Below are 20,550 nucleotides of genomic sequence, written 5' to 3'. Positions count from 1 at the left end.
GCTGGTAATTGAAGCGCCGAATAGACAGATATTGGAATAAAAGGAGAATATTCAAATGATTTATCAGTGTGATACTTGCAGTAGAACGACTTTTGAGATTAATTGTCCATGGTGTAGTGGAGTTTCGCCTGTAAAAACGTCTGCATGGGGTTCAGCATCATCGACCTCACAAGCAATAGATATACAACGTATGACACCATTGAATCCATCGTTTTATCCCGAATTTCAGTATCGTTCAAAGGGTGTTCTTAAAGATCTATTTGGGAAAAAGAAAGAACAAACTCAGCTTAATCAATTGCTTGAAAATGTTCTCGAAAAATACTCCAATTTAAAAGATCCATATTTTACTAACTTCATTTACACTTCCAGATTCTCACATAATAATAAATCTGAAGCAGATTTCTCAACAGATAATGGCACATACTCCGAATTACAACTTTTCCGTGAGGTGTTGGTCAGAAAAGGGTTCAATGAGCTTGAGGAGTTACCTGAGCTATTAGATAAATTACTCCTTACCACGTCATTTAACGCTCTTTATTATGGTTTCGCTAAGGAAGTTAAACGGCATATTAAATCTACACTTACTGAATCCTTGAAGTCATGGATTGAGGAAGCGGGCACCACTTTTCGGGCAGATCTTTCATTATTTCTATTCTATATATGGAGTAATAATATAGAGTTCTCATCAGTAGAATTCAATGAAAAAGCAGAGGCCACGCCTGGTGTCCCTTTGGTTTTATTTGAGGAAGTTAAAAAATACTTGGCAGTGTGCGAACGTATTTATTTTGATATTCTGGTTGATAGATTAGCTACACGCCTTGAGCATTTTAACCCTAATAAATTCGTCACCATGTATTTAGTTGATGCAATGGATGGTTTCCAGTTCGAAGATTTCCTTGTGGAAATATTCCAGACTATGGGTTATGACGTCAAAGAAACCAAGAGAACGCAAGATCAGGGTGCAGATCTTTTCGTCACTCGATTTGGTAAGGATATGGTTATTCAGGCGAAAAATTATTCTGGTTCTGTAGGTAACTCGGCGGTGCAGCAGGTGATCTCGGCTAAAACGTTCTATGGTTGTGATGAGGCGATGGTAGTGACTAATTCCTACTTCACACGCTCTGCCAAAGAATTAGCTGAATCAGCCTTGGTACGTTTGATCGACAGGGATGAACTGCAAAAGTATCTGGATGATTACAATCAGAAGATAATTGAAGATTTCCAGTCAAACTCGTAACTTTGCAGCCATATAGATATAGCAAAGGACAGGTAGGCCTCCGTGAGAGGGGGACTTACCTGTGCAGATTCTGTCCTCAAAGTTATCCAAGTCTATCTATTTACTGCCAATTACAGTAAAATGAGTAAACAATTACAGCAAAGTTTCGCAATGCACTGCTATGTAACTCATTGATCCTGCGTAGAATTTAAAATCCCTCGGCGTTCGCGCTGTGCGGGTTCAAGTCCCGCTCCGGGTACCATGGGAAAGACAAGAATAATCAAAGCAATAAGCAGTGTCGTGAAACCACCTACGGGTGGTTTTTTTGTGCCTGTTATTTCTGATATTTCAATTGAGTGGTTTTGTGAACTGCTCATCCCCCCGGAAGTATCCGTCACCCCATTCACCATGTAAGATGGTCAACGATAGTGGGTGTTCACTGAGGAAGAGCGAAATGAAAACGGGACCGTTAAACGAAAGCGAACTGGAATGGCTGGATGATGTGCTGACCAAGTACAACACCGATCATGCAATTCTGGATGTGTCGGAGCTGGATGGGCTGCTGACAGCGGTACTGAGTTCTCCGCGTGAAATTGAGCCAGAGCAGTGGCTGGTGGCCGTTTGGGGTGGGGCGCAGCACGTTCCTCGCTGGTCTTCTGAGAAGGAGATGACGCGCTTTATGAACCTTGCGTTTCAGCATATGGCCGACACCGCCGACCGGCTCAATGATTTTCCTGAACAGTTTGAACCGTTGTTTGGGTTGCGTGATATCGATGGACATGAACTGACCATCGTCGAAGAGTGGTGTTTTGGCTACATGCGCGGCGTGGCGCTTTCTGACTGGTCCGCGCTGCCGGATACGCTACGGCCAGCGCTGGATGTCATCGCTCTGCACGGCACTGAAGAAAACTTTGAGATCGTTGAAAAACTGTCTCCGGAAGAGTTTGAACAGAGCGTGGAGGCAATTCGTCTTGCGGCGCTGGATTTACATGCTTACTGGATGGCGCATCCGCAGGAGACACCGGTACAAATGCCGGTAAAAGCCGACGTGAAGGTCGGACGTAACGATCCCTGCCCGTGCGGAAGCGGTAAGAAATTTAAGCAGTGCTGCCTGCACTAAAAGAAAGGGGCGTTAAGCCCCTTTGTTCTTTTTAACCCACTTCGGGCAGCAGTCCGGCGGCAATAAAGAATTGAACGCCGATCACCACAATCCCGCACAGGAATACCAGCGCTAATGCCGGAGCGCCGCCCACGACACGATACGCACTCTGCGGGTTGTGTTTACGGCTTTGCCAGGCCAGCAGCGAAGGAATAAGCAGCGCCAGAACCGCCAGCGCGACGCCTGCATAACCTAATGCCATCACAAAACCGCGCGGATAGAAGAGGGCGAAGGTCAGCGGAGGCAGAAAGGTAATTGCGCCGGTTTGCAGACGTCCCGAGGCCGTATTGCGGCGCTGGAAAAGATCTGCCAGGTAATCAAAAAGTCCCAGCGCAACACCGAGAAATGATGTTGCCAGTGCCAGATCGGCAAACAGATGCACGGCCAGCTCCACGTGCGGCGAGGCGACAACTTCCCGCAGCGCCTGTAGCAGACCGTTTAATCCGGCATGGTTGGCCAGAAGTCCCATAAAGGTCGTTGAGTTGATGCTGCCAAGCGTTGCCAACTGCCAGAAAATATAGGCCACCAGGGGGATCGCGCTGCCAGTGATGAATACCCGGCGCAGCTTGCGAATATCACCACTCATATAGCTGACGATGCTGGGAACGCTGCCGTGAAAACCAAAAGAGGTAAAAATCACTGGGATCGCGGAAAGCGCCAGCCCTTGTTGCAGCGGAAGGGTGAGCAGATTAACTTTGTGAATGTGTGGCATTAGCAATGCCAGCATAACCACCAGAAAAATGATTTTTGCACTGAACAAAAAGCGGTTAAAGAGATCGACCAGCGAAGTTCCTGTGCAAACCACGCCGCCGGCAACAATAGTGAACAGCAGAACCCCCATTGTGGGTGACATGTTTGTGCCGGTCCAGTCACTGATGCTGGAGGCGAGTAGCTCGCCAGCGCCGCTGATGTAGGCAGCCGTCAGGGCGTACATCAAAAACATCATGCTAAAGCCGGTCGCCCACTGCCCGTATCGTCCAAGATAACGTCTTGCCAGTGTGCCCAGTCCGGTATCCGCCGGAACGTGTTGATACACTTCCAGAAGCAGCAGTGCGGTATAGCACATCAACCCCCACAGCCCAATCAGCAACGTTAACGTAACGCTAAATCCGACACCGGCGGCAGCAAGCGGCATTGCCAGCATACCTGCGCCAATAGTGGTTCCCGCCACGATAAAAACACTTCCCAGAGTTCTGTTTTTCACGCTTTCTACTGCCCCAGAGATATTCAAAGGTTATATCTGCGGCGCAGGTTAAGGCATTACGCTATTTTCGTCAAATGACCGTTACAATGCTTGTATATTTATCTTTACGAGTTTAGTGAAGGTGAGGTATAGCAGTTACCTGCGTTAGCGCAAAGCAGCGTTCACCTCTTCGCATTAGGCTATGAACTTTATTGAGGAGGAACGATGGAATCTGTCCACGGTCATAACGTACTGAAGATGATGATTGAGTCTGGCGAAAAGTATTCTAAGGCCAGCCTGGAGGCGGCGATTAAAGCGCGCTTTGGTGAAGAGACGCGTTTTCATACCTGCTCGGCGTCGGATATGACAGCCGGAGAGCTGGTGGCTTTTCTGGCGGCAAAAGGGAAGTTTATTGCGCAGGATGACGGATTTTCTACACATGAAAGCAAGATCTGCCGTCATTAAGAAAACGGTGAGGGCAAGCCTCACCGTTTGAAATTAATTTTGCGTATCAAGAGTCGACAGCTCTTTATCGATGAAGTACAGACCTTCACCGCTTTTCCCTGCCAGCGTTAATTTATCAATGACAGATTTAAATAATTTCTCTTCTTCGTGCTGTTCCGCAACATACCACTGCAGGAAATTAAAGGTTGGATAATCCTGGCTGGTCATTGCTGCGTGGGCCAGTTCGTTAATTTTCTGGGTAATTAACTGCTCGTGTTTATAGGTTTCACGGAATAACGCATCCAGAGAATCATATTCTGCAAATGGAGAGGCAACGTTATTAATGCGTGGCAGACTGCCCGTGTCGGTCAGATAATCGAACAGGCGCTGCATGTGCGTCATCTCTTCCTGTGCGTGACGGCGCAGGAATGCTGCCGCCCCTTCAAAACTATGATAGCTGCACCACGCGCTCATCTGTTGGTAGAGCAGAGAAGAATATAATTCCAGATTCATTTGCTCATTCAATTTATCAATCATTTCTGTTTTCAGCATGGTTCTGCTCCACGAACGTTGGTGATATGTTGTTGTGGCGCCACTATAATTTGTTATTTAATTATTTGCAAAAGGTAAAATAATAAATTTAATTATTAAAAATACGAATGGGAATAAAACGCATTAACGCTATTGTCGTGAATTTCAGGCCAGTCGTAATAGCTGGCCTGGAGAATTAATAAGAGTAGGAAGCGCTTTGCACGACCGCCACACCCTGGCATTGGTAAGAAATCGTGATATTAGTGTTCAGGCATAGTGAACCCGCGAAAACGCTGCAGGTCTCGACTGGCTGACCGAATCTGATGGCTGTGGCATAGCCCTGCTGCTGACATTCACGATTTGCGGTGCCCTGGGCGAGATAGCCGTCCGTATGCGCGTTTTGCAATATAGCCTGGCCATAACTGAGACGGACAACCCCATTCGCGGTGTCGACGTCGCTAACCTGAGCCTGCCGCGTGACGCTGCATCCTGTCAGGAGCATCAGTGAGAGGGTAAGGAATAAGGTCTTCATGATATCGCTCTGCAAGTTCGGTGATGGATTATCTTAATGGATGTAGCAGATACTCAATAGCCTGAATAGGTTACAGATCCACGCTGATTAATCACAACGACGCGTGGCCATTCGGTAAAAGTGTGAAGCTATCTCAATTTTTTAAAACCATTTTTCAATTAATTTGAAAGTATGTTTGTTAAGTAGTAATGTTACCTGAACGTCATTGACTCACGGCGGGAGTACCCGCATCGCATTCAGGAGAATATAGAATGAAAATTGCACTGATGATGGAAAACAGCCAGGCCAGCAAAAACGCCATCATTCATAATGAGCTAAAAGCGGTCGCTGATGAAAAAGGATTCCCGGTTTTCAACGTTGGGATGAGCGACGAGAATGACCACCACCTGACGTATATTCATCTTGGCATCATGGCCAGCATTTTGCTGAATTCCAAAGCGGTTGATTTTGTTGTGACCGGCTGCGGTACCGGGCAGGGTGCGCTGATGTCGCTGAACATTCACCCTGGCGTGGTGTGCGGTTACTGCATTGATCCTGCTGATGCCTTCCTGTTCGCCCAGATCAACAACGGTAACGCGCTGTCGCTGCCGTTTGCGAAAGGTTTTGGCTGGGGGGCAGAGCTGAACGTCCGCTTCATTTTTGAAAAAGCGTTTACCGGCCGTAATGGTGAAGGTTATCCGCCAGAGCGTAAAGAGCCGCAGGTACGTAACGCCGGGATCCTCAATCAGGTGAAAGCCGCTGTGGTGAAAGAGAACTATCTGGATACGCTGCGTGCGATCGATCCGGAGCTCGTGAAAACCGCAGTTTCTGGTCCGCGCTTCCAGCAGTGCTTCTTTGAAAACTGCCAGAACAAAGAGATTGAAGCGTTTGTACGCGAAATCCTCGCTTAATTTATGAGTCTGTGCCGGGTGGCGCTCGTCATCCGGCATTAGCAAATCACTTTTTGGTCGATACCGCATGACCGGCATTGCCCGCCAGCCTTAATGTATCAATCATTCCCACCAGACAAATAAGCGCAATAGCCACGAAAGCCAGACGGAAGCTAATGCCCGGAACTGCGGTGATATTCAGCCATTCGCTGATATCTGCGCCAATGCGGATCCCAATCGCCCCCAATGAGATACCAAGCCCAACAGCCAGCTGCGTCGCGGTACTGAACAGGGTATTGGCATAGCTCATTTGCGCGGCAGGAACGTCAGCAAAGGCGAGGGTACTGATACCGGTAAACTGAACAGAGCGGAATACGCCGCCCAGGTACAGCACCAGTAAAATCATCCACACTGGGGTGGCGGGAGTAAGCAGTGCGCAGGCCAGCAGCGCCAGCACATTCAGCGCGCCATTAATCAGCAGTAATTTTTTAAATCCCAGCCAGCGTATTAGCGGCGTGGTCGCCGGTTTGATCGTCAGGTTCCCAACGAACACCGCCAGCACTAATGAACCCGCCTGAAACGCATTCATGCCAAAACCGACCTGGAACATCAGCGGCAGCAGAAAAGGCACTGCGCTGATAGAGGCGCGAAACAGCGACCCGCCGTACATTGTGACGCGAAACGTCGGGACGCGCATGGCATCCAGTCGAATCATCGGAAAAGCCGTCCGACGGAAATGACGCAGGGCATACAGGAAGGTCAGTGCGCCAGTAACCAACAGCCCAGCGGTCAGCCAGCCCTGGGGGTGCTGTGCTCCCAGTAACTCCATTGCATATACCAGACTGACCATTGCGACAGACGTCGCCAGAAAGCCGGGTAAATCAAACGGACGACGCTCATCATCCTTAATGTTCGGGATAATACGCAGCGCCAGCACCATAGCCAGCAAACCGAGCGGGACGTTGATAAAGAAAATCCAGCGCCAGTTTGCGTAGCTGGTGATGAACCCGCCGAGCGGAGGACCAATAATCGGCGCGGCCAGCGCGGGCCAGGTTAAGGTGGCGATAGCCGTAATCAATTGATGTTTTGGCGTGGTTCTCAGCACTGCCAGACGTCCTACAGGCACCATCAGCGCACCACCGACGCCTTGTAAAATACGCATCGACAGAAAGGCCTCCAGGCTGGTGGACAGACCGCAGAAGATCGATGCCAGGGTAAATATCGCCAGCGCCAGGGTAAAAACTTTACGGGCGCCAAAGCGATCGGCAATCCAACCGCTGGCGGGGATTAATACCGCCAGCGTGATCAGATAGGCACTGATACCAATATTGAGATCGACCGCCTGCACGCCAAAACTTTTGGCCATATCGGGCAGGGCGGTTGCGATGACCGTTCCGTCAATAAACTCCATGAAGAAGGCACCGGCGACGAGCAATGCGGCGGGGGAAACGCCCCGCTTGCTCTCTGTTGCTACGTGTTCGCTCATTTTTTGCTTGCCATTCAAAAAAAATTATAAAAATTTACTGGAACTGATAGTGATGTAGCTAGCTGATTTAGCAGAAAAACAGGTGTAAATGGAAAAAATTTGTTAATTTTAAAGTGTGATGTATATCACATAATGGTTGTTTTTTGTGATGATTGTCATATTATATGCGCATAGGCAATAACACCTGCACAACAAAAAACTGGAGTCCTGCTATGACACTGCGCAAAATCCTGAAAAGCATGTTTGAAAATTATTGCAAAACTTTCAAAGACGTACCGCCAGGCGCTATGTTCTGATAAAAAAACCTGCTTCGGCAGGTTTTTTTATGTCTGCAATTCACACTGCCCGCTGTGCGGCTATCGTTTTTGCGCCTGAATCTGTAGTATTGCAACCTTTCTCTTTTTTCAGGAGCTTAGCATGTCCCAGCCATTGAATGCCGATCAGGAACTGGTCTCTGATGTTGTCGCCTGCCAGCTGGTTATCAAACAAATTCTGGATGTTATCGACGTGATTGCCCCCGTCGAAGTACGTGAAAAAATGTCCAGTCAGCTAAAAAGTATCGATTTCTCCAGTCATCCCGCCGCGTCCGATCCTGTCACTCGGCGTGCCATCCAAAAAGCGATCGCGCTCATTGAACTGAAGTTCACGCCGCAGGGCGAAGCTCATTAAAATAAACCGTTGTTTCAGATAATAGAAACAAATTTTTATGATGCCTCCCAAAAGTGGGAGGCATCTTTCCAGGCGAGGATATCCGGCTGTGCGTCTTCAGGCGAAGGAAGCGTCAGGTGACGAACGTGTCCCTGTCGCCAGACGGTGAGGTGGGTGCCGCAGGTATCGTGACGTACTTGCGGGTTTTCCGCAGGAGACGTTAAGCCTCAGGAAGCGATTAATGTGGAGCCCGCCAGTGATAAAGCAGGCAATATGATGCGCCTGTCAGCCGGATAAGGCGCCGCAGCGTCATCCGGCGACACGGTGTTTAGTGCTGCTGGTAGTGGACAACGTTAAGCAAATGCTTGTCGGTTTGCGCCATGCACAGTCCTGCGCGTTTCGCACTGCGCACTTCATCAAGGATGGTTTGTAATAACAGGCCATCCTGCTGCTGCTCTTTTTCCAGGGTATTGAGAAAATCCATGGTTGGCGCATCATTCACGGCTTTGGCTTCATCTGCCAGAAGCGAAAGCGTGCTGGAACGCTGCTGGTGATCTTCCAGCGTCTTTTGAAACAGATCTTCCAGTGAATTGAGTTCATCGCCCGGCACATCGATGGCTTTAACGACAGGGTTGGCGCCTGCTTTTTTCATATAATTGAACATGCGCATCATTTGCGTGATGTTGCCCTGAGCCTGGGTTCGCAGAAACGTTGCCGTGCCCGTCAGGCTGTGCTCGGAACACCACTCACTCAGATGAAGGTAGAGATTGGAAGCATAAAACTCAAGATTCATTGAGGTGTTTAGTTTATAGACAATGCCTGATGCAGCCATACCAATATCCTTATTTCCAGAAAAGATGATGTGCGTGACGATTGTCCGCACAATCAATACTGTTAGCAGAGTAAATCCGTTCTGCCGGTCCTTTATGTGATCCAGTAGTCAATTCCTGACTCTTGCGAAATAAGCATAGTGGTAATCTTTTAATGAGAAAATCCTTAACTTTATGTGTTTATATTTTTTTACACTTTACTTATGGAAGTGGATTCGGTGTGCAAGTTCGCTAATATAATAGATATCCATATATCTGATTGATTCTATAGGATTTAACAACATAATATTATTTTGAAATGATGTTTCATATCACAAAAATGGATCATTTTACGTGTTAGAATCGAATTTTCGATAATCATCTCTGAATTGAAAAAATAATTATCTGGCAACGTTATTCTGACCAAATTATCCGCAATACTTGCGCCAGATCATATTAGTGAATATTCATATCTCACCGAAGAAACCCATGTTTATTTTGGTGTGATGGGGACGAGTGAACCGAGGAGTGGTAAATGAAAAAGGTAGCAGTTCTGCTGGCGCCAGGCTTTGAGGAAGCTGAAGCCATTGTCACGATCGATATTTTGCGCCGACTGCATATTGAAGTTGAAACGCTGGCCTGTGCCGAATCTCGTGCCGTGGTGAGTTATCACGATATCCCGATGGTGGCGGATAATACTCTGACAGGGCGTCTGGATACGCTGTACGACGCCGTTGTTTTACCGGGGGGGCCGCAGGGGAGTGTGAATCTGGCTGCCAGTGCGCAGGTGATTGATTTTGTCTCCCGCCATGACAGCGCAGGTAAATTGATTTGCCCGATCTGCTCCGCCGCTGCGCGCGTACTCGGTGGCAACGGACTGCTGAAGGGGCGTCGCTACGTTTGTTCTGGCGACCTTTGGCAGAATGTGAACGACGGCGAATATGTTGATGCGCCAGTGGTTGAAGACGGCAATCTGATCAGTGGCAAGGGATTAGGACATGTTTTTGATTTTGCGCTGACCCTCTCTGCCCGACTTATTGGGGACGAAACCCCTGTTCGCGATCACGCCGACCATATTTATTATGCCTGGTAAATAACCGCTCCCCGAATACGCGGGTATTCGGGGAACAGGATTTGCGGGCTGACGTTATGGATTAATCTGCTATTCCCCTGCCTATTTGTCTGACAATTACCGCTTCTGTTATGTCATTTTCCACTGAATTTATGTACGCAATTACTGTAATTCTGCGATGTGATATTGCTCTCCTATGGAGAATCATTTTCCCGCTAAAACGTATTCCAGCATTAGAAATTATCTGACGAAAAAGGGTAATGCCTTGTTTTTCGTCTGAATTACAAATGAGCGTCCGATTTTACCCTACATAAAATGACGTTAAAGCTGGAGTTAACTATGTATAAATTTACTAAAGCGCTGGCAGCCATCGGTCTGGCTGCTGTTATGTCGCAATCCGCTATCGCCGAAAACATGAAGCTGGGTTTTTTAGTGAAACAACCGGAGGAACCCTGGTTCCAGACGGAATGGAAATTCGCCGATAAAGCCGGGAAAGACCTGGGCTTTGAGGTGATAAAAATTGCTGTACCCGATGGTGAAAAGACCCTGAATGCGATCGACAGCCTGGCCGCCAGCGGCGCGAAGGGATTTGTTATCTGTACGCCAGACCCGAAACTCGGTTCGGCCATTGTCGCGAAAGCGCGTGGCTACGATATGAAAGTCATTGCCGTTGACGATCAGTTCGTCAACGCCAAAGGTAACCCGATGGATACCGTGCCGCTGGTCATGATGGCCGCGACCAAAATTGGCGAACGTCAGGGGCAGGAACTGTACACAGAGATGCAAAAACGCGGTTGGGATGTGAAAGAGAGCGCCGTCATGGCGATTACCTCCAACGAACTGGATACGGCGCGTCGTCGCACTTCTGGCTCAATGGAAGCGCTGAAAGCCGCGGGCTTCCCGGAAAAACAGATCTACCAGGTACCAACGAAATCCAACGATATTCCGGGCGCATTCGATGCGGCCAACTCCATGCTGGTTCAGCACCCGGAAGTGAAACACTGGCTGATTGTCGGCATGAACGATAACACGGTACTCGGCGGCGTACGTGCGACGGAAGGGCAGGGCTTTAAAGCGCCGGACGTTATCGGTATCGGCATTAACGGGGTTGATGCGGTGAGTGAACTGTCGAAGGCACAGGCCACCGGTTTCTACGGCTCCCTGCTGCCAAGCCCGGACGTGCATGGCTATAAATCCAGCGAAATGCTTTACAACTGGGTAACCAAAGACGCGGAACCGCCAAAATTCACCGAAGTGACCGACGTGGTACTGATCACCCGTGACAACTTCAAAGAAGAGCTGGCGAAGAAAGGCTTAGGCGGCAAGTAGGCGGCAAGGCGTGACATGCCGGATGGCGTCAGGCCATTCGGCAAACAATCTGAATGATTCTGATTCACGGAGACGTTATGCAACAGTCTACCCCGTATCTCTCATTTCGCGGCATTGGAAAAACTTTCCCTGGAGTTAAGGCGCTCTCGGATATCAGCTTCGACTGTTATGCCGGTCAGGTACATGCGCTGATGGGGGAAAATGGCGCCGGGAAATCGACACTCTTAAAAATTCTCAGCGGTAACTATGCGCCAACCACGGGTTCTTTGGTCATTCGCGGGCAGGAGGTCTCCTTTGCGGACACCACGGCTGCGCTGAATGCCGGTGTCGCGATTATTTACCAGGAACTGCATCTCGTGCCGGAAATGACCGTCGCGGAAAATATCTATCTCGGCCAGCTCCCGCATAAAGGCGGGATTGTGAACCGTACGCTACTCAATTATGAAGCGGGTTTGCAGTTACAACATCTGGGAATGGATATACCAGCGGATACGCCGTTGAAATATCTCTCTATTGGTCAGTGGCAGATGGTGGAAATCGCCAAGGCGCTGGCGCGGAATGCCAAAATTATCGCCTTCGATGAACCGACCAGCTCACTCTCCGCCAGGGAGATTGAAAATCTGTTCCGGGTGATCCGCGAACTGCGCAAAGAAGGACGGATCATTTTGTATGTTTCGCACCGTATGGAAGAGATCTTTGCCCTGAGTGATGCCATCACCGTCTTTAAAGATGGTCGCTACGTCAAAACGTTTTCTGATATGGCGCAGGTAAACCACGACACGCTGGTGCAGGCGATGGTCGGACGCGATCTGGGTGATATATACGGCTGGCAGCCCCGCCCTTACGGGAGCGAGCGTTTGCGCCTGCACGAAGTGAAAGCGCCGGGCGTGCGCACGCCGGTTAGCCTTTCAGTGCGGGGTGGGGAAATTGTCGGGCTGTTTGGCCTGGTCGGTGCCGGACGCAGTGAACTGATGAAGGGGCTGTTTGGCGGCACGCGTATCACGGAAGGGCAGGTGTATATCGATGGAAACGCGATCGACATTCGTAAACCCGGTCATGCGATCGCGGCGGGGATGATGCTGTGCCCGGAAGACCGGAAAGCGGAAGGCATCATTCCGGTGCACTCGGTGCGCGATAACATCAATATCAGCGCGCGGCGCAGGCATCTGCTGGGGGGCTGCGTGATCAACAACGGCTGGGAGGAGACAAATGCCGAGCACCATATCCGTTCCCTGAATATTAAAACGCCAGGCGCTGAGCAGCTCATTATGAATCTCTCCGGCGGTAATCAGCAGAAGGCGATTCTGGGGCGCTGGTTATCGGAAGAGATGAAGGTCATTTTACTGGATGAACCCACGCGTGGGATTGACGTTGGCGCGAAGCACGAAATTTATAACGTGATTTACGCCCTGGCGGCGCGCGGTGTGGCGGTGCTGTTTGCCTCCAGCGACCTGCCGGAAGTCCTCGGCGTTGCCGATCGTATTGTGGTGATGCGCGAAGGCGAGATCGCCGGTGAATTGCTTCATGAACAGGCGGATGAACGCCAGGCGCTGAGCCTCGCAATGCCTAAAGTCAGCCAGGCTGTCGCCTGAGTAAGGAGTCTATGATGTCTTCTGTAACTACATCCGGCGCAACGAAGTCGCCGTTAAGCCTGGGTCGTATCTGGGATCAGTACGGCATGCTGGTGGTATTTGCTGTGTTGTTTCTGGCCTGTGCGATCTTTGTGCCAAACTTTGCCTCGTTCATCAATATGAAGGGGTTAGGGCTTGCCATCTCCATGTCGGGTATGGTGGCCTGCGGGATGCTGTTCTGTCTGGCCTCCGGCGATTTTGACCTCTCCGTCGCGTCCGTGATTGCCTGCGCCGGGGTCACAACGGCGGTGGTTATCAACGTGACGGAAAGCCTGTGGATTGGCATTGGGGCCGGGCTGTTACTGGGCGTGCTCTGCGGCCTGGTCAATGGTTTTGTGATTGCGCGCTTAAAAATTAATGCGTTAATCACCACGCTTGCCACCATGCAGATTGTCCGTGGGCTGGCCTACATCATCTCTGACGGAAAAGCGGTAGGGATCGAGGATGAACGCTTCTTTGCTCTGGGTTACGCTAACTGGTTTGGTCTGCCTGCGCCAATCTGGCTGACGGTGGCCTGCCTTATCATCTTTGGTTTGCTGCTCAACAAAACCACGTTTGGCCGCAATACGCTGGCGATCGGCGGTAATGAAGAGGCGGCGCGGCTCGCCGGTGTGCCGGTGGTGCGAACCAAAATCATTATCTTTGTTCTCTCCGGTCTGGTTTCTGCTGCGGCAGGGATTATTCTTGCCTCCAGGATGACGAGCGGACAGCCAATGACCTCGATCGGTTATGAGTTAATTGTGATTTCCGCCTGCGTATTGGGGGGGGTCTCCCTTAAAGGAGGCATCGGAAAAATCTCATATGTGGTGGCGGGGATACTCATTCTGGGCACCGTCGAGAACGCGATGAACCTGCTGAATATTTCTCCGTTTGCGCAGTATGTGGTTCGCGGGTTAATCCTGCTGGCGGCGGTGATCTTTGACCGTTACAAGCAAAAAGCGAAGCGTACCGTGTAGCATAGCGTTTCATGATTTAAACCCAACTTTTAAGTCTAGTTTCTTATCAACGCCAGCCGCTACTTTGGCTGGCGTTGACGTTTCTAAATGGCGAGCGATGTCACACTGTCTATACTTACATGGCTTATGCGACGCGATCCGCGCGGCGCAAAAACAGTGATAAGGAGGATAACAGGGTGGCTGAGCCGTTAACTGTAATCCCTGAGTTGTCAGCAAACTATGCCTACTTTTTCGATCTGGATGGAACCCTGGCGGAGATAAAGCCGCACCCGGACCAGGTCGTCGTTCCGCAGGCAATCCTGCAGTTACTCAACAATCTTGCAGAGCACAATGCAGGTGCTCTGGCATTGATTTCAGGGCGCTCAATGATTGAGCTGGATGCGCTGGCGAAACCCTTTCACTTCCCCCTGGCTGGAGTACACGGAGCAGAGCGCCGTGACATCAACGGTAAGACGCATATCGTGCATCTGCCTGAGGCGGTTGAACGTGAAATTCGCTTCCAGCTCAGTACCGCCCTGGCGAATTTGCCGGGAGCGGAGCTTGAAACCAAAGGGATGGCTTTTGCGCTGCACTATCGACAGGCGCCGGAGCATGAAGCCGCGCTGCTTAACCTGGCCCGCCGCATTATCCAGACCTGGCCTCAGCTGGCGTTACAGGAAGGGAAATGCGTTGTGGAGATCAAGCCTAAGGGGATCAGCAAAGGGGATGCGATTGCCGCGTTTATGCAAGAAGCCCCCTTTGCGGGACGTATTCCCGTATTTCTGGGGGATGACCTGACCGATGAGTCGGGTTTTAACGTGGTGAACCAGGCCTGTGGGCTAAGTATAAAAATCGGCGCGGGCGAAACCCAGGCCAGATGGCGGCTGGCGGACGTACCTGCCGTCTGGCGCTGGCTGGAAAATATCAATAATCGACAACAAAAACAAAAAGTAATGAGTGACAGGAGAGATGGCTATGGGTCGTTTAGTCGTAGTATCTAATCGAATTGCTCCCCCGGACAATAAAACCAGCGCTGGCGGCCTTGCGGTCGGTGTGCTGGGCGCGCTGAAAGCCGCCGGTGGGCTGTGGTTTGGTTGGAGTGGCGAATTGGGTGACGAAGATAAACCGCTAAAAAAAGTGACCAGGGGGAACATCACCTGGGCCTCTTTTAATCTTAGTGAACAAGATCATGAAGAGTACTATAACCAGTTCTCCAACGCCGTATTATGGCCGGCATTCCATTATCGTCTGGATCTGGTGGACTTTCAGCGTTCGTCCTGGGAGGGCTATCAGCGAGTCAACGCCCTGTTAGCGGACAAGCTGCTGCCGCTGCTTAAAGATGATGACATGATTTGGGTGCATGATTATCACCTGCTGCCCTTTGCCAGCGAACTGCGCAGGCGCGGCGTGAATAACCGTATCGGATTTTTTCTGCATATCCCTTTTCCGACGCCGGAGATTTTCAACGCTTTGCCGCCGTCGGACGTATTGCTGGAACAGCTTTGCGATTTCAACCTGTTGGGATTCCAGACGGAAAACGATCGCCTGTCGTTTCTCGACAGCCTGGCCGGACAGACCCGGGTGACGACGCGCGGCACGCGCAGCCACACGGCGTACGGCAAAGCGTTTCACACTGAAGTCTATCCTATCGGTATTGAGCCTGCTGAGATTGCACAACAGGCTGCTGGCCCGTTGCCCCCTAAACTGGCGCAACTGAAAGCCGAACTGAAGAATGTACAGAACATCTTTTCCGTGGAACGCCTGGATTACTCTAAGGGGCTGCCTGAACGTTTTCAGGCTTATGAGGCGCTGCTGGAACATTATCCCCGGCATCACGGTAAAATTCGCTATACGCAGATTGCGCCCACTTCCCGTGGCGACGTCCAGGCCTATCAGGATATTCGTCATCAGCTTGAAACCGAAGCAGGGAGAATTAACGGCAAATATGGGCAGCTGGGCTGGACGCCGCTCTATTATCTCAATCAGCATTTCGATCGCAAACTGCTGATGAAGGTGTTTCGCTATTCAGACGTTGGCCTGGTTACGCCGTTGCGCGATGGTATGAATCTGGTCGCGAAAGAGTTTGTTGCCGCTCAGGATCCTGCCAACCCCGGGGTGCTGATCCTGTCGCAGTTCGCCGGTGCGGCCAATGAGCTGACTTCGGCGTTAATCGTCAATCCTTACGATCGGGATGAGGTTGCTGCCGCGATGGATCGTGCGCTAACCATGCCGCTTGCTGAGCGTATTTCTCGCCACGCAGAGATGCTGGAAGTCATCGTTAAAAACGACATCAACCACTGGCAGGAGCGCTTTATTAGCGACCTGAAAGCCATCACGCCTGCGAGCGCTGAAAGTCAGCAACGCCAGAAAGTGGCGACGTTCCCTAAGCTGGCTTAATCTCTCGCCAGTGGCACCAGTAACACATCGACCTGGCTTGCGCCAACCACACTTTTCGCTGAGCAGGAGGCTCGCGAAAAGAAGCTGTGGTTATGGTTGCCGCAAATCACTAAATCCATCTTGTGCTTGCGGCAGATGTCCAGAATGTGTTCGCTCAACTCACCGTAGGTAATGAATGTGTGCTCAATCGGATAGTCTGCCTGGGCGGCTAAGTGCTGCAGAAAATCCTGAGTCTCCTCATGCATTACCGCACGCAGATCCTCCAGCATGGGCGCGGCAAACTGATTATAGAGTTCCGGGTCGGAGGCGAGGGTGATCAGACTGATGCGACCATTGACCGGACGGGCGATAGAAACGGCTTTTGCCAGCAACCGCTGGCTTTCAGGAGTGACGGCGACGGCGACAAGTATGTTGGTGTAACTCATAACTCGCTCCTTATTTGCAAGAGTATGAGAGGGAACTTCAGCATTACTCCGATCGTGTTGCGACTGCAATGCTTAGCGCCTGGCTTATGAAACTATTTTGCTTACCATTTTAAACCAGGACCGCACTCGCACAAAACTCAACCGTGTTTTGAACGCCGCTTGCGGCGGTCCGAAAGGTGAGCGTTGCGAATCATCTTCACGTATGCCGTGTACGCTCCTGTTGCTTTGTTCTGTCCGTGCTTAAACTGTCTGCATCAGTTACGGCGATCGGACCAGACTCTTAATATTACAATAATGTAAAAACAAATATACACATATATAAATCATGCTTATTAATTTCGGGGCGGTATTTCTGGTTTTATAGGCAATTACGCGGTACTTAAATCAAATTATACGATCAATAAAATAAACGTTTAATAAATTCATTAGCGTTATTAATAACATGCTATGAATATTTTACTTTATAAAATTTAAAGTTTTAATTTTTAACATATTGTTTTAACTAAATTATTTAATTCTGTTTCTAAATGAGAAATTTATAATTCACTTATCTTTTCATCCCGTTATTTTTAGATTGTGGAATTATTTTTTTTGGTATTTTTTCTCTGAACTCGTACTGCTCAGAAAATGCGCATTCTGATTTGATGCTCAATAACCCACCAAAATAAAAGCCCAACTGATGGATTAATGTTAATAATTAGGTTAATTTATGTGATGTTGATCACATATTTTTCAAAATCGCTACGTGGGTTTGTTGTATGTGATGGGACTGACGAGTAGAGTTGCGTCGAATTAGGAAAAATCTTAGGTATTTGTAAGAAACCATGTAAACGTGTTGACGGTATAGCCTCCTGTACAGGAAGGCTTAAACCGTGCGTTTCCGAGCCTGAGTGCGGCTATGTATTTGACCTTTTGGGTTTTTTTTACCGGGTATTCCCGGCGACATCACGGGGTGCGGTTTCGCCGCATAAAAATAAAGTTGGTTATTCTGGATGGGAATAATGCATACATCCGAGTTGCTGAAACACATTTATGACATCAATTTGTCATATTTACTCCTCGCACAACGTCTGATTGTTCAGGACAAAGCGTCCGCCATGTTTCGTCTCGGCATCAACGAAGAGATGGCCAATTCTCTGGGTGCGCTGACCTTACCTCAGATGGTCAAACTGGCCGAAACGAACCAACTTGTGTGCCACTTCCGTTTTGACAGCCATCAGACAATCACCCGTCTGACTCAGGATTCCCGGGTCGACGATCTTCAGCAAATCCATACTGGCATTATGCTTTCAACACGCCTGTTAAACGATGTTAACCAGGCTGATGAAGCATCCCGCAAGAAGAGGGCTTGATGATGAGTGAAAAAAGCATTGTTCAGGAAGCTCGTGATATCCAGTTGGCGATGGAATTGATCACTCTGGGTGCCCGTTTGCAAATGCTTGAAAGCGAAACACAGCTCAGTCGTGGTCGTCTCATCAAATTATACAAAGAGCTACGCGGCAGCCCTCCGCCGAAAGGGATGCTGCCGTTTTCTACTGACTGGTTTATGACCTGGGAGCAAAACATCCATGCTTCCATGTTTTGCAATGCCTGGCAGTTTTTACTTAAAACCGGTTTGTGCAGCGGCGTGGACGCGGTGATTAAGGCTTATCGTTTGTACCTTGAACAGTGTCCGCAACCGGAAGAGGGGCCGCTGTTGGCGCTGACCCGAGCCTGGACGCTGGTGCGTTTTGTTGAGAGCGGATTGCTTCAGTTGTCGAGCTGTAGCTGCTGTGGCGGAAATTTCATTACCCACGCCCACCAGCCTCCTGGCAGCTTTGCCTGTAGTTTATGTCAGCCGCCTTCTCGCGCCGTAAAAAGACGTAAACTTTCCCAGGATGCTGCCGATATTATCCCACAACTGCTGGATGAACAGATCGAACAGGCTGTTTAACCGACACGGTGTGGGTGAAACACTCCAGCAGCGGTAAGCGATTACCGCTGCTTTTTTTTACCCCGCGTTCGCGTTAACCCACGACTGCGCATCCTGTCATGGTCAACAGTGGAAGGATGATGTCGTGCTTATCGTATTAGGTTACCTGGTCGTTCTTGGTACAGTGCTCGGTGGTTATGTCATGACCGGCGGACACCTGGGAGCACTCTATCAGCCATCAGAACTGATTATTATCGGTGGCGCGGGTATTGGGGCATTTATCGTCGGCAATAACGGTAAAGCGATTAAAGGGACGCTGAAGGCGCTTCCGCTGCTGTTTCGTCGGTCGAAATACACCAAAACCATGTACATGGATCTGTTAGCGCTGCTGTATCGCCTGATGGCGAAGTCCCGCCAGCAGGGGATGTTCTCGCTGGAACGCGATATTGAAAACCCGAAAGAGAGTGAGATTTTTGCCAGCTATCCGCGGATCCTGGCCGATGCGACGATGCTCGAATTTATCGTCGACTACCTGCGTCTCATCATCAGCGGCAACATGAATACTTTCGAAATTGAAGCGCTGATGGACGAAGAAATCGAGACCCATGAGCAGGAAGCGGAAGTCCCGGCTGAAAGCCTGGCGGCGGTGGGCGACTCTTTACCCGCATTTGGCATCGTGGCTGCGGTCATGGGCGTGGTGCACGCGCTGGCCTCTGCTGACCGTCCTGCGGCGGAACTGGGCGCGCTCATTGCGCATGCCATGGTGGGGACATTCCTGGGGATTCTGCTGGCATACGGTTTTATTTCCCCACTGGCCAGCGTGCTGCGCCAGAAGAGCGCCGAAACCAGCAAAATGATGCAGTGCGTCAAGGTCACGCTGCTCTCGAACCTGAACGGCTATGCGCCACCGATCGCCGTCGAATTCGGTCGTAAGACACTTTACTCCAGCGAACGCCCCTCGTTCCTTGAACTGGAAGAGCATGTCCGGGCGGTGAGAAATCCGAACCAGCAACAGCAGACGACCACCGAGGAAGCATGAAGAATCAGGCGCATCCTGTCGTTATCGTAAAACGCCGGAAACATAAAGGGCACAAAGGCGGGGCGCACGGCTCGTGGAAGATTGCCTACGCCGACTTTATGACCGCAATGATGGCCTTCTTCCTGGTGATGTGGCTGATTTCTATCTCCAGCCCTAAAGAATTGATTCAGATTGCCGAATATTTTCGTACCCCCCTGGCAACGGCGATAACGGGCGGAAACCGGATCTCAAACAGCCAGAGTCCCATTCCCGGCGGCGGGGATGACTACACCCAGCAGCAGGGGGAAGTGAATAAGCAACCGAACATCGATGAGCTGAAAAAACGGATGGAACAAAATCGCCTGAGCAAACTGCGCGGCGATCTCGACCAGCTCATTGAATCCGATCCGAAGCTGCGGGCGCTGCGCCCGCACCTGAAGATTGATCTGGTGCAGGAAGGGCTGCGAATTCAGATTATCGACAGCCAGAATCGCCCGATGTTCAAGACCGGTAGCGCCGACGTTGAGCCTTATATGCGCGACATTCTGCGGGCAATTGCGCCGGTGCTGAACGGTATTCCTAACCGCGTGAGTCTTTCCGGGCATACGGATGATTATCCCTACGCCAGCGGTGAAAAGGGGTACAGCAACTGGGAACTGTCCGCCGACCGCGCCAACGCGTCGCGCCGTGAACTGGTGCAGGGCGGCCTGGATGAAGGGAAAGTATTACGGGTGGTCGGCATGGCCGCCACGATGCGTCTCGGCGACCGGGGACCTGATGACGCCATCAACCGCCGCATCAGCCTGCTCGTGCTGAACAGGCAGGCGGAACAGGCCATTTTGCATGAAAACGCTGAAAGCCAGAATGAGCCGGTAAGTGTATTACAACAGCCTGAGGCGAACCCGCAGGCGAGCGTTCCCACATCGCCACCAGCCAATCCGAGGTGATAGCGTG

Annotated in this window: 22 protein-coding genes; 16 read left to right on the top strand and 6 right to left on the bottom strand. The window is 50.4% G+C overall.

Features of this window, described 5'->3' with window-relative positions:
• Nucleotides 1–55: 55 nt before the first annotated feature.
• Nucleotides 56–1,237, top strand: coding sequence for a restriction endonuclease (locus C3432_RS01325; protein WP_103774905.1), 1,182 nt, complete (start codon nt 56–58; stop codon nt 1,235–1,237).
• Nucleotides 1,238–1,670: 433 nt separating this feature from the next.
• Entirely contained in the window at nt 1,671–2,336 is a 666-nt protein-coding gene (locus C3432_RS01320) for a YecA/YgfB family protein (protein WP_103774904.1), read from the top strand.
• A gap of 31 nt (nt 2,337–2,367) precedes the next feature.
• Here C3432_RS01320 and tyrP read toward each other — a convergent pair whose 3' ends face one another.
• Nucleotides 2,368–3,579 (bottom strand): tyrosine transporter TyrP, encoded by a 1,212-nt coding sequence (gene tyrP, locus C3432_RS01315; protein WP_103774903.1) that lies wholly within the window; start codon nt 3,577–3,579, stop codon nt 2,368–2,370.
• A 204-nt stretch (nt 3,580–3,783) separates the two neighbouring features.
• Here tyrP and C3432_RS01310 point away from each other — a divergent pair, with 204 nt between their 5' ends.
• The gene (locus C3432_RS01310) at nt 3,784–4,023 is read left to right on the top strand and encodes a YecH family metal-binding protein (RefSeq protein WP_103774902.1); all 240 of its coding nucleotides are present in this window, start codon (nt 3,784–3,786) and stop codon (nt 4,021–4,023) included.
• 33 nt (nt 4,024–4,056) lie between these two features.
• Here C3432_RS01310 and ftnA read toward each other — a convergent pair whose 3' ends face one another.
• Nucleotides 4,057–4,554: a non-heme ferritin gene (gene ftnA / locus C3432_RS01305; protein WP_103774901.1), complete on the bottom strand. Its 498-nt coding sequence runs from the start codon at nt 4,552–4,554 to the stop codon at nt 4,057–4,059.
• 175 nt (nt 4,555–4,729) lie between these two features.
• Nucleotides 4,730–5,065 (bottom strand): YecR family lipoprotein, encoded by a 336-nt coding sequence (gene yecR, locus C3432_RS01300; RefSeq protein WP_103774900.1) that lies wholly within the window; start codon nt 5,063–5,065, stop codon nt 4,730–4,732.
• 251 nt (nt 5,066–5,316) lie between these two features.
• Between yecR and C3432_RS01295 the strand changes: the two genes are divergently transcribed.
• Nucleotides 5,317–5,955 carry an RpiB/LacA/LacB family sugar-phosphate isomerase gene (locus C3432_RS01295; RefSeq protein WP_103774899.1) on the top strand — a complete coding sequence of 213 codons (639 nt, stop codon included), beginning with the start codon at nt 5,317–5,319 and terminating at the stop codon, nt 5,953–5,955.
• A gap of 46 nt (nt 5,956–6,001) precedes the next feature.
• Here C3432_RS01295 and C3432_RS01290 read toward each other — a convergent pair whose 3' ends face one another.
• On the bottom strand, nt 6,002–7,420 hold the full coding sequence (locus tag C3432_RS01290) for an MFS transporter (RefSeq protein ID WP_103774898.1): 1,419 nt from the start codon (nt 7,418–7,420) through the stop codon (nt 6,002–6,004).
• 212 nt (nt 7,421–7,632) lie between these two features.
• Here C3432_RS01290 and azuC point away from each other — a divergent pair, with 212 nt between their 5' ends.
• Both azuC and C3432_RS01280 read left to right on the top strand, forming a co-directional pair.
• Nucleotides 7,633–7,716 carry a stress response protein AzuC gene (gene azuC / locus C3432_RS01285; protein WP_103774897.1) on the top strand — a complete coding sequence of 28 codons (84 nt, stop codon included), beginning with the start codon at nt 7,633–7,635 and terminating at the stop codon, nt 7,714–7,716.
• Between the two features lie 121 nt (nt 7,717–7,837).
• Nucleotides 7,838–8,089: a DUF2766 family protein gene (locus C3432_RS01280; RefSeq protein ID WP_103774896.1), complete on the top strand. Its 252-nt coding sequence runs from the start codon at nt 7,838–7,840 to the stop codon at nt 8,087–8,089.
• A 307-nt stretch (nt 8,090–8,396) separates the two neighbouring features.
• Here the strand turns inward: C3432_RS01280 and C3432_RS01275 are convergent, their stop codons facing one another.
• Entirely contained in the window at nt 8,397–8,900 is a 504-nt protein-coding gene (locus C3432_RS01275; RefSeq protein ID WP_103774895.1) for a non-heme ferritin-like protein, read from the bottom strand.
• A gap of 512 nt (nt 8,901–9,412) precedes the next feature.
• Here C3432_RS01275 and C3432_RS01270 point away from each other — a divergent pair.
• The 6 genes from C3432_RS01270 to otsA all read left to right on the top strand — a co-directional run bounded on the left by C3432_RS01270 (nt 9,413) and on the right by otsA (nt 16,241).
• Nucleotides 9,413–9,970, top strand: a complete 558-nt coding sequence (locus C3432_RS01270; RefSeq protein WP_103774894.1) for a DJ-1/PfpI family protein — start codon at nt 9,413–9,415, stop codon at nt 9,968–9,970.
• Nucleotides 9,971–10,288: 318 nt separating this feature from the next.
• Complete coding sequence (araF, locus tag C3432_RS01260; protein ID WP_103774893.1) at nt 10,289–11,278, top strand: arabinose ABC transporter substrate-binding protein AraF; 990 nt, start codon at nt 10,289–10,291, stop codon at nt 11,276–11,278.
• A 77-nt stretch (nt 11,279–11,355) separates the two neighbouring features.
• Nucleotides 11,356–12,870 (top strand): L-arabinose ABC transporter ATP-binding protein AraG, encoded by a 1,515-nt coding sequence (gene araG, locus C3432_RS01255; protein ID WP_103775608.1) that lies wholly within the window; start codon nt 11,356–11,358, stop codon nt 12,868–12,870.
• A 14-nt stretch (nt 12,871–12,884) separates the two neighbouring features.
• Nucleotides 12,885–13,865, top strand: a complete 981-nt coding sequence (gene araH, locus C3432_RS01250; protein ID WP_103774892.1) for an arabinose ABC transporter permease AraH — start codon at nt 12,885–12,887, stop codon at nt 13,863–13,865.
• Nucleotides 13,866–14,041: 176 nt separating this feature from the next.
• Nucleotides 14,042–14,845: a trehalose-phosphatase gene (gene otsB / locus C3432_RS01245; RefSeq protein WP_103775607.1), complete on the top strand. Its 804-nt coding sequence runs from the start codon at nt 14,042–14,044 to the stop codon at nt 14,843–14,845.
• Nucleotides 14,820–16,241 (top strand): alpha,alpha-trehalose-phosphate synthase, encoded by a 1,422-nt coding sequence (gene otsA, locus C3432_RS01240; RefSeq protein WP_103774891.1) that lies wholly within the window; start codon nt 14,820–14,822, stop codon nt 16,239–16,241. Before otsB ends, otsA begins: the two co-directional genes overlap by 26 nt.
• Here the strand turns inward: otsA and uspC are convergent.
• On the bottom strand, nt 16,238–16,666 hold the full coding sequence (uspC, locus tag C3432_RS01235) for a universal stress protein UspC (RefSeq protein WP_103774890.1): 429 nt from the start codon (nt 16,664–16,666) through the stop codon (nt 16,238–16,240). The two genes, otsA and uspC, sit on opposite strands and share 4 nt — an antisense overlap.
• Before the next feature lie 1,001 nt (nt 16,667–17,667).
• Here uspC and flhD point away from each other — a divergent pair.
• The 4 genes from flhD (at nt 17,668) to motB (ending at nt 20,543) form a co-directional block, all read left to right on the top strand.
• Nucleotides 17,668–18,018 carry a flagellar transcriptional regulator FlhD gene (gene flhD / locus C3432_RS01225; RefSeq protein ID WP_103774889.1) on the top strand — a complete coding sequence of 117 codons (351 nt, stop codon included), beginning with the start codon at nt 17,668–17,670 and terminating at the stop codon, nt 18,016–18,018.
• 2 nt (nt 18,019–18,020) lie between these two features.
• Nucleotides 18,021–18,599, top strand: coding sequence for a flagellar transcriptional regulator FlhC (gene flhC, locus C3432_RS01220; protein ID WP_181012873.1), 579 nt, complete (start codon nt 18,021–18,023; stop codon nt 18,597–18,599).
• 124 nt (nt 18,600–18,723) lie between these two features.
• Entirely contained in the window at nt 18,724–19,617 is an 894-nt protein-coding gene (gene motA, locus C3432_RS01215; protein WP_103774887.1) for a flagellar motor stator protein MotA, read from the top strand.
• On the top strand, nt 19,614–20,543 hold the full coding sequence (gene motB / locus C3432_RS01210; RefSeq protein ID WP_103774886.1) for a flagellar motor protein MotB: 930 nt from the start codon (nt 19,614–19,616) through the stop codon (nt 20,541–20,543). Before motA ends, motB begins: the two co-directional genes overlap by 4 nt.
• The last annotated feature ends 7 nt before the right edge of the window (nt 20,544–20,550 follow it).

Origin of the sequence: Citrobacter amalonaticus (genome assembly GCF_002918555.1) — a bacterium.
GTDB classification, from domain to species: domain Bacteria; phylum Pseudomonadota; class Gammaproteobacteria; order Enterobacterales; family Enterobacteriaceae; genus Citrobacter_C; species Citrobacter_C amalonaticus_A.
This window is presented reverse-complemented; position numbering and strand designations above follow the sequence as displayed.